The organism is Kitasatospora sp. NPDC050543 (assembly GCF_044457565.1).
Taxonomy (GTDB): Bacteria; Actinomycetota; Actinomycetes; order Streptomycetales; family Streptomycetaceae; genus Kitasatospora.
The window spans coordinates 148,039-157,858 of sequence record NZ_JBITGZ010000019.1 but is presented as its reverse complement, the minus strand read 5'-3'; the positions used below and the strand labels follow the sequence as shown (position 1 = coordinate 157,858).

General features: G+C 71.5%; 4 protein-coding genes. 2 read left to right on the top strand and 2 right to left on the bottom strand.

Going from position 1 to position 9,820, the window contains the following annotated elements:
- The first annotated feature begins 139 nt into the window (after positions 1–139).
- Positions 140–1,036 (top strand): phosphatase PAP2 family protein, encoded by an 897-nt coding sequence (locus tag ACIBH3_RS23290; RefSeq protein WP_396313972.1) that lies wholly within the window; start codon positions 140–142, stop codon positions 1,034–1,036.
- 69 nt (positions 1,037–1,105) lie between these two features.
- Here the strand turns inward: ACIBH3_RS23290 and ACIBH3_RS23285 are convergent, their stop codons facing one another.
- Together ACIBH3_RS23285 and ACIBH3_RS23280 are read right to left on the bottom strand one after the other, a co-directional pair.
- Entirely contained in the window at positions 1,106–1,666 is a 561-nt protein-coding gene (locus tag ACIBH3_RS23285; protein WP_396313971.1) for a GPR1/FUN34/YaaH family transporter, read from the bottom strand.
- 374 nt (positions 1,667–2,040) lie between these two features.
- Positions 2,041–4,608: a SpoIIE family protein phosphatase gene (locus ACIBH3_RS23280; RefSeq protein WP_396313970.1), complete on the bottom strand. Its 2,568-nt coding sequence runs from the start codon at positions 4,606–4,608 to the stop codon at positions 2,041–2,043.
- A 526-nt stretch (positions 4,609–5,134) separates the two neighbouring features.
- On the opposite strand from ACIBH3_RS23280, the gene ACIBH3_RS23275 reads away from it, so the two are divergent.
- Positions 5,135–9,685, top strand: a complete 4,551-nt coding sequence (locus ACIBH3_RS23275; protein WP_396313969.1) for a HAMP domain-containing protein — start codon at positions 5,135–5,137, stop codon at positions 9,683–9,685.
- Positions 9,686–9,820: the final 135 nt, after the last annotated feature.

Genomic DNA, 9,820 nt, shown 5'->3' with positions numbered 1-9,820 from the left:
GTACTGCAGGGGGGACCCTGTGGGAGAGTAGGACGCCGCCGAACAATCATTCACAGAGAACCCCCACCCGATTCCGGGTGGGGGTTCTCTGCGTTAGCGTCTCTGCCAGCAAGTCGAGCAGCATGGAGAGGCGCGTCCAGTGCAGAATCTGACTCTTACCTGGCAGAGCGCCGGTGGTGCCTCGGTCGCCCTCTTCGCGTCCGCCTACGCCGTCAGGCGGGCCCGGAAGGCCTCCCTGGGCGCCCTGCTCCAGGAGGCCGGCACGCTGCTCGCGCTCTTCGCGCTGTGGCAGCTGGTGGGGCACCTCTCCGTGATGAGCACCGACCACGCGCTCGACCGGGCGGCCTGGATCCACCGGGCGGAGTTGAGCCTCGGCCTGCCGGACGAGGCGGCCTGGCAGGCGGCGGTGATGCCCTACCCGGTCGCGATCAGGGCAGCGAACTACTATTACGCGGCCATGCATTTCGCGGTCATGATCGCGGTGCTGCTCTGGGTCTTCGTCCGGCACCGGCACAGATACGCGTGGGTGCGGAACACCGTGGTCATCACGACGGCGATCTGTCTGGTGGTCCAGTTCATCCCGGTGGCGCCGCCGAGGATGCTGCCGGGCAACGGTTTCGTCGACGTCGCCGCGGAGTACGGGCAGTCGGTCTACGGCGGCCCGGTCGGCGGGGTGGTGGCCGACCAGCTCTCCGCGATGCCCTCGGTGCATGTCGCCTGGTGCGTGCTGGCGGCCGTGGCGGTGATCTCCGTGTCGCGCAGCTTCCTGCGCTGGCTGATCCTGCTGCATCCGGTACTGACCGTCGTCGTCGTCGTGGTCACCGCCAACCACTTCTGGGCGGACGGACTGGTCGCGGCCGTGATCCTGCTGCTGGCCTACGCGGCCCAGTGGGGCGCGGGACGGCTGCGTGCCGCCCGCGCCACCGCTGTGGACGGGGAGGCGGCCGTGGGTACGGGCGGCAGGCCCGAGGCGGCCGAGCGCGCGTCTGCCCGTGCCGCCAAGGGCGCAGCGGCCGGGCGGTCAGCCGGGCGTTGAAGACGGTGGTGGGCCGGGCCTCGGAGGAGGCCCGGCCCATCGTGCGTGCGACCGCGACTTCCTGCGCGGCTACTTGACCGGCAGGGCGGCCCGTCCCCACGCGCTGTTGGTCAGCGCGGCGGTGGCCCAGTACCAGGCGACCAGGCCGGACGCCGCGGCGACCCAGCCGGCGAGCTTGGCGAGCCCGCCGCTGCTGCCGAAGGTGGCGATGGCGGAGAGCCCCAGGGAGACCGTGAGCAGGCCGTAGACGAGCCGGCTGAACAGGCCGGCGTTCCAGCTGGCGGCGGTGAGGGTGAGCGCGAGGAGCGCCCACAGCAGCAGGAACAGGCCGGCGGCGTTCTTGCCGGCGCCGCCCGCGGCGGACCACGTCGCCCAGAAGGCGCCGAGGCCGGTGAAGGCGGTTCCGGTGAAGCCCTCACCCGCGCGGAGCTGCCAGAAGCCCGCCACGAACAGCGTCAGGCCGCCGACCAGGTGGGCAAGAAGGGCTGCGTCCTTGGCGCCGGTGCCACTGAAGATGCCGGTGGCCAGCAGGCCGTATCCGAGAAGGGTCAGTCCGAGTGCGAGGTATCCGAGGTTGCCGGCGTCGGCTCCTGCGGAACGGGCGGTTGCCCCGGAAGCGTCGTTGCTCACCGGAGGCTCCTTTCACTCTGGGCGCGCTTGAGGCGCAGTCAGTGCGATGAGAGGTGGGTGCGCGTGACCGGCCGAGGGCGCACGGACATGGCGTGCGGGCGGCTGCGGTCGAGTGAAGTGCCAGCAGAAGAGCTGCTGGTCAGTGTCCCCTCCGGGGGAATCCCCGGTGAATCCGGTGTACCCGGCGCGGGAGCGCTTGTACCCTTGTGAATCGAACAATTTGTACCGTCGTCAGCTGTCGGGAGCTCACGGTTGGCCGGTTGGTGAACGAGGATGACCGCTCCGGTGAAGCCGGAGGGGCCGGAGGAACCGAAGCGTCCGAAGGGCCCTGGCTCGAGCCTTGCCGTCGCCCCGGCCCCGAGGCGGTCAGCCCGTCAGCCTGTGCGCTGGGTGGGCACCCTCAGGGTGAGGATCGCCATGTCGTCGGAGGGCGGCTCGGGCGCGAAGCGTTCGACGGCCCGCTGGACCCGGGCGGCCACGGCGCCGGCGGTGAGCCCGGTGCACCCGGTCAGGACCTGGGCCAGGCCGTCGTCGCCGAGCATCCGCAGCCCCTCCCGGCGCTCGGTGACGCCGTCGGTGACGCAGAGCAGCACCTCGCCCGGCTCCAGCACCAGGTGTTCGGCGGTGAGTTCCAGTTCGTCCATCACCCCGAGCAGCGGCTGGGGCGTCGCGGCCTGGTCGACCTGGCCGTCCACCCGCAGGCGCAGCGGCAACGGGTGGCCCGCACAGACCAGGGAGAGTTCGGTGCAGCCGTCCGCGCGCGGCGTCAGCTCGCCGTACAGCAGGGTCAGGAACCGGCTGCGCGAACCCTCGTCCAGGATGGCCGCGTTGAGCCGGCGCAGGACCTGCGGTGCGTCCAGGCCCTCGCGGGCGAGCAGCCGCAGCGAGTGCCGGGCGAGGCCGGTGACGGAGGCGGCCTCAGGGCCCGTGCCGCAGACGTCGCCGATGGCGAAGCCGTAGGTGCCCTCACGGATCGGGAAGAGGTCGTAGAAGTCCCCGCCGACCTCGTTGCCCTCGCCGGCGGCCTGGTAGAAGACGTCCACCTCGACGCCCGGGATGTCGGGCAACTCCGGTGGCAGCAGGCTGCGTTGCAGTGCCTGGCTGGTGGCGGTGCGCTCGGAGTACAGCCGTGAGTTGTCCAGGGCCAGGGCGGCGCGGCGGGAGAGGTCCTCGGCGAGTTCCAGGATCTCCTGGCGGAAGCGGTCGCCGGCCTGGACACCGAGGGCGAGCAGGCCGATGACCCGGTTGCGGGCGGCGAGCGGCAGGACCACCGTCTCGCCGAGCAGACCGGTGAGTTCGGGACTGTCCGTGAGGCCGGCGGCGCGGGCGGCCTCGGCGGGGGCCTTCCAGAACCGGGCGCCGGGGGCGGGGTCGGAGTCAGGCGTCGGGGTCTTGTCGAGCAGGGCCCGCAGTGCGTCGATCCGGTCCTCGTCCTCGTGCAGGACGAAGGCGAGCGAGGCTGCGGCGCCGTTCTCGCCGGTGGTGTAGACGGCGCACCAGGAGGCCAGGGTGGGCACGGCCATCTGTGCCATCAGAGCGAGGGTCTGCTCGTGCTCCAGGGTGCCGGCCAGCAGGTCGGAGGCCTCCACGAGGAAGGAGAGCGAGCCGCGCCGCAGGCGTTCGAGCTCGGTGAGCCGGGCGCTTTCGAGCGCGAGAGCGACCCGGTCGGCGGCGAACTGGAGCCGCAGGGCGTCCTCGTTGTCGTAGCGGCCGGGCGCCGCGGCGGCGACGCCGAGGGAGCCGACCAGCCGCCCTTCGACCTTGAGCGGGACGGTGATCAGCGAGCGCAGCCCGCTCTCGGCGAGCACCGGGACGGGGGCACCCCGGACGCTGAGGTCCTCATGGACGGTGGGCAGCCGGGCGGAGTCGAAGCGCTGGCCGCTGTGGCCGACCGGGAAGCGGGTGTGGCGCCGGCGCCCGCCGGCGGGCAGTCCGGTGGCGGCGCGGACCTCGAACTCGGTCTCGTCGTCGGTGGTGAGCAGCAGGTACGCGGCGTCGCCGTCGAGCAGGTCGCGGGCGCGTTCCACGGTGCGTTGCAGGAGTGCGCCGAGGTCGTCGGTGGTGACGGGGCCGGCCAGCAGGTCCAGCGGGCCGGCGGTGGCCTCGGGGCTGTCGGCGGGCACCGTCCGGGCTGGGGAGCGGAGCACCGAGCGGTCGACCTCGCGGACCAGCAGGCACAGGGTGGAGGGGACGCCTTCGGTGTCGCGGACGCGGACCTGCTGGCCGTACACGTCGACGACCTCGCCGTCGGCGCGGCGCAGGCCGAAGCTGCCCTCCCAGCGGGCCAGCCGCAGTGTCTCGCCGAGGCCGAGGCCGATCCCGGCGGACTGCGGCCAGGCGGCGAAGTCGGCCCAGGCCCGGCCGAGTACGGCTTCGGCGGCGTGCTGGAACATCGCCTCGGCGTCGGGGTTCCAGGCGAGTACCAGGCCGTCCTCGGCGATCTGGACGACCGCGACGTGGACGGGGCCGTCGGTGCTGGGCAGTTCGCCGCCGGGGGCGGCGGGTACGGCGTAGCGGGTGCCGAGGATGTGCTCGGGCAGCGGCAGCCGGAACCAGACGGTCTTGCGTCCCGCGGAGTACTCCACGCCCCAACAGGCCGACAGGGCCGAGCACATCAGGAGTCCGCGGCCGCCCTCGCCGTCCGGGTCGGCGTAGCGGTCGGAGGCGGTGACGGGGACGTCGGCGAAGGCGGGCAGGCCGCGTTCGGGGTGGTGGTCGGTGACCTCCACCCGGATGTGCTCCTCCTCGCGCAGGCAGCACACCTCGGCGGCGGTGCCGGCGTGCACGACGGCGTTGGTGACGAGTTCGCTGACCAGGACGACGGCGTCGTCCACGACCTCGGGCAGGCCCCAGCCCAACAGGGCGTCCCGGACGAAGCCGCGCGCGGCGGCGGCCGACCGGCCGTCCGGGTCGAAGGTGGCGGCTGCGCGCGCGGTGACCACGTTGCCACTTCTCCTCTGCTCTGGCCCTGGCTGCCCGGGATGCAGGACCGGCTCCCGCCCGGTGCTCCCCCGTGGCGACGCCGGTTCCGGCGGGTGGTGGCCCGGTGCAGCGCCCCAGCCTACTTTCCGCTTGGTTCCCCGTGGGGACGGGGAGCCGAAACAGGCACCTGAGGGTGATTCTGCCCACCTGTTTTCGCCCGAGCCGTACCAACCGAGCGCAACCGGCCGTATACCCGGCGGCAGTACTGCCAGACTGGGGGGTCCGCAGCGAGCCGGTCGCGCAGTACGGTCGATGCGGTGCCGGTGGTCCGGCGGGCTCCCGTAGCGGTGTTCGCCGCACCGGTGCCAGCGCCCGAGCAGTTCCGAGCAGTTCCGGGCGGTAACGGACAGTTCACGATGTGGGAGGGTCCTGTTGAGTTCGGCCACCAAGGACGCAACCGGTACGACGCCGTCCGCCGCGCGCGGCGGACGGCCCGGGGCCGTGCCTCGGGGCGCCGGCGGGCGACGCCCGAGCCACAGCAAGCCGGTGGAGCCGGCCGAGCTGCGCAAGCTGCTGGCCGCGCTCACCGCGATGCGCGACGGCAACTTCAAGCGGCGGCTCGCCGTACCCGGGGACGGGCCGCTGGCCGAGATCGCCGCGGTCTTCAACGAGGTCGCCGAGCGCAACCAGCACCTCACGGGTGAGCTGGCCAGGGTCCGGCGCGCGGTGGGCCGCGAGGGCCGGCTCGCCGAGCGGCTGGAGACGGGTGCCGGCGAGGGCGCCTGGATGGCGGCCGTCGACAACTGCAATGCGCTGATCGACGATCTGGCCCGGCCGATGGCGGAGGTCGGCCGGGTGCTCACCTCGATCGCCGAGGGCGACCTCGAACAGAAGATGGAGCTGCGCTCGGTCCACACCAACGGGGTGAGCCACCCGCTGCGCGGTGAGTACCTGCGGATCGGCCGGACGGTCAACGGCCTGGTGGACCAGCTCTCGGAGTTCACGGACGAGGTGACCCGGGTCGCCAGCGAGGTCGGCACCGAGGGCAAGCTCGGCGGCCAGGCGCGGGTGCGCAGCGTCTCGGGCAGCTGGAAGGACCTCGCGGACTCGGTCAACACGATGGCGGGGCGGCTGACCGCGCAGGTGCGAAACATCGCCGAGGTGACCACCGCGGTCGCCAAGGGCGATCTCTCCCGCAAGGTCACGGTGGACGTGGCCGGCGAGATGCTGGAGCTGAAGAACACCGTCAACACGATGGTGGACCAGCTCAACTCCTTCGCCGCGCAGGTCACCCGGGTGGCCAGGGACGTGGGTACGGAGGGCCGGCTCGGCGGTCAGGCACAGGTGCCGGGCGTCGCCGGAGTGTGGCGGGACCTGACCGACTCCGTCAACTTCATGGCCAACAACCTCACCGGCCAGGTCCGCAACATCGCCCAGGTGACGACGGCGGTGGCGCGCGGCGACCTGTCGCAGAAGATCGAGGTCGATGCGCGGGGCGAGATCCTGGAGCTGAAGAACACCATCAACACGATGGTCGACCAACTCTCCGGCTTCGCCGAGCAGGTGACCCGGGTGGCCCGCTCGGTGGGTACCGAGGGCCGGCTCGGCGGTCAGGCGCAGGTGCCGGGGGCGGCCGGTGTCTGGCGGGACCTCACCGACAACGTCAACTTCATGGCCAACAACCTGACGGACCAGGTGCGCAACATCGCGCAGGTCACCACGGCCGTCGCCAAGGGCGACCTGTCGCAGAAGATCCAGGTGGACGCCCGCGGCGAGATCCTGGAGCTGAAGAACACCATCAACACGATGGTCGACCAGCTGGGCGCGTTCGCGGACGAGGTGACCCGGGTCGCCAGGGACGTCGGCACCGAGGGCATCCTCGGCGGCCAGGCGAGTGTGCCGGGTGTCTCGGGCACCTGGAAGGACCTGACCAACAGCGTCAACCTGATGGCCAACAACCTGACCAGCCAGGTCCGCAACATCGCGGAGGTGACCACCGCGGTGGCGCGCGGCGACGTCTCGAAGAAGATCACCGTCGACGCCCGGGGCGAGATCCTGGAGCTGGTGACCACCGTCAACACCATGGTGGACCAGCTGTCGGCATTCGCCGACGAGGTGACCCGGGTCGCCCGTGAGGTGGGTACCGAGGGCATCCTGGGCGGGCAGGCGCGGGTCCGCGGGGTGTCGGGGATCTGGAAGGACCTCACCGACAACGTCAACTTCATGGCGTCCAACCTGACCAGCCAGGTGCGCAACATCGCGGAGGTCGCCACCGCGGTGGCCAGCGGCGACCTCTCCAAGAAGATCACCATCGCGTCACAGGGCGAGGTCGCGGCCCTCGCCGGCACCCTGAACATCATGGTCGACCAGCTGTCGGCGTTCGCCGTCGAGGTGACGAGGGTGGCCCGCGAGGTCGGCACCGACGGCATCCTGGGCGGTCAGGCGGGTGTGCCGGGCGTCGCCGGGATCTGGAAGGACCTCACCGACAACGTCAACCTGATGGCCAACAACCTGACGGGCCAGGTGCGCAACATCGCGCTGGTCATCACGGCGGTGGCGCGCGGCGACCTGTCACAGAAGATCGACGTGGACGCGCGGGGCGAGATCCTGGAGCTGAAGACCAGCATCAACACCATGGTCGACCAGCTCGGTTCGTTCGCCGACGAGGTGACCCGGGTGGCCCGCGAGGTGGGCACCGACGGGCGCCTCGGCGGCCAGGCCCGGGTACCCGGCGTGGACGGCACCTGGCAGGACCTCACCGAGTCGGTGAACGAGCTCGCCAACAACCTGACCCGGCAGGTACGCGCGATCGCGCAGGTCGCCACCGCGGTGACCAGGGGCGACCTGTCCCTGCGGATCGACGTTGACGCGTCCGGAGAGCTCGACGAGCTCAAGGACAACATCAACCAGATGATCGCCAACCTGCGCGAGACCACCCGTACCAACCAGGAGCAGGACTGGCTGAAGACCAACCTCGCCCGGATCTCCGGCCTGCTGCAGGGCCGACGCGACCTGGAGGCGGTCGCCTCGCTGATCATGACCGAGCTGACGCCGGTCGTCTCCGCGCAGCACGGCGCCTTCTTCCTCGCCCAGCCGGCCGGCCGCACCGCCGAACTGATCACCGAGGACGACGACGAGAACGACACCGTGCTGCGCCTGATCGGCAGCTACGGCTACCAGCGCCGGGCGATGCCCACCACGTTCCGGCCCGGTGAGTCGCTGGTCGGCCAGGCCGCGGTGGAGAAGCGCTCGATCATCCTCAAGGAGGCCCCGCCCGGGTACCTGAAGATCGCCTCCGGGCTCGGCGAGGCCTCGCCGGCACATGTGGTGGTCCTCCCGGTGCTGTTCGAGGGCCGGCTGCTCGGTGTGATCGAGCTGGCCACCTTCAGCTCCTTCACCACCGTCGCCCTGGACTTCCTCAACCAGATCGCCGACCTGATCGGCGTCACCGTCAACACCATCAGCGTCAACACCAAGACCGAGGGCCTGCTGCTGGAGTCCCAGCGGCTCACCGCCGAACTCTCGATGCGCTCCGCCGAGCTGGAGGCCCGTCAGGAGGAGCTGGAGCGCACCAACGAGGAGCTCCAGGAGAAGGCCGAGCAGCTCGCCCAGCAGAACCGCGACATCGAGATCAAGAACAGCGAGATCGAGGAGGCCCGGCAGGTCCTGGAGGAGCGGGCCGAGCAGCTCGCCCTCGCCTCCCGGTACAAGAGCGAGTTCCTCGCCAACATGTCGCACGAGCTGCGCACCCCGCTCAACTCGCTGCTGATCCTGGCCAAGCTGCTCTCCGACAACAACGAGGGCAACCTCTCGCCCAAGCAGGTCGAGTTCGCCGACACCATCCACGGTGCCGGCTCCGACCTGCTCCAGCTGATCAACGACATTCTCGACCTCTCCAAGGTCGAGGCGGGCAAGATGGACGTCCGCCCCGCGAAGATCGCGCTCGTCCAGCTGGTCGACTACGTCGAGGCGGCGTTCCGACCGCTCACCGTGGACAAGAGCCTGGACTTCGCCGTGCGGGTCTCGCCCGACCTGCCGGTCACCCTGCACACCGACGAGCAGCGGCTCCAGCAGGTGCTGCGCAACCTGCTCTCCAACGCGGTGAAGTTCACCGACTCCGGCGCCGTGGACCTGTGCATCCGCCCGGCCGGGGCCGAAGTCCCCCAGCACGTGCGCGAGCAGCTGCTGGAGGCCGGCGCGATCACCGCCCCGGACGAGGAGCTGGTGGCGTTCTCCGTCTCCGACACCGGTATCGGAATCCCGGACAACAAGCTCAGGGAGATCTTCGAGGCCTTCAAGCAGGCCGACGGCGGCACCAGCCGCAAGTACGGCGGCACCGGCCTCGGGCTCTCCATCAGCCGGGAGATCGCCCGGCTGCTCGGCGGCGAGATCCACGCCGAGAGCGAGCTCGGCCGGGGCTCCACCTTCACCCTCTACCTGCCGCTGCGCAGCGAGGCACCGGAGGCCGTGCCGGGTGAGCGCCCAGGTGGCGCGCCGGTGCGCGCCGCGGTCTCGGTGACGCCGGCCGGCACGCCCGTACCGGTGGGGGAGAACCCGGCCGAGCACTGGGCGCAGGAGGTCCGTGAGCTGGCCGAGGAGCGGCGCCGGGGCGCCATCGAACGCCGGCGCGCGGCGGCCGCCTCGGTCTCGGAGGAGCCGATCCCGCGGCAGGCCGCGGCCCGCCCGGCGGCCGGGGCGCAGTTCGACGGGCACTTCGACGGCGAGCAGGTGCTGATCGTGGACGACGACATCCGTAACGTCTTCGCCCTCACCAGCGTCCTGGAGCAGCACGGACTGACCGTCCTCTACGCGGAGAACGGCCGCGAGGGCATCGAGGTGCTGGAGCAGCACGAGGACGTGGCGCTGGTGCTGATGGACATCATGATGCCGGAGATGGACGGCTACGCGACCACCGAGGCGATCCGGCGGATGCCCCAGTTCGCGGGCCTGCCGATCATCGCGCTGACCGCGAAGGCGATGAAGGGCGACAAGGAGAAGAGCCTGGAGGCAGGTGCCACCGACCACATCACCAAGCCGGTCGAGACCGATCACCTGCTGACCGTGATGCGGCACTGGCTGGGCGAGGCCGGGTCCTAGGCCGGATCCCGCCCGGGGCCCGTCCGGATCGCGGCGGGCCGGGGTGATTGCGCCGCGCGCCGGCCGGGTGGTCCCGCCGTCCGCCGGATATCCCGGCCGGGCGGTGGGCCGGCATTCGCAAGAGGTGTGAGCAGT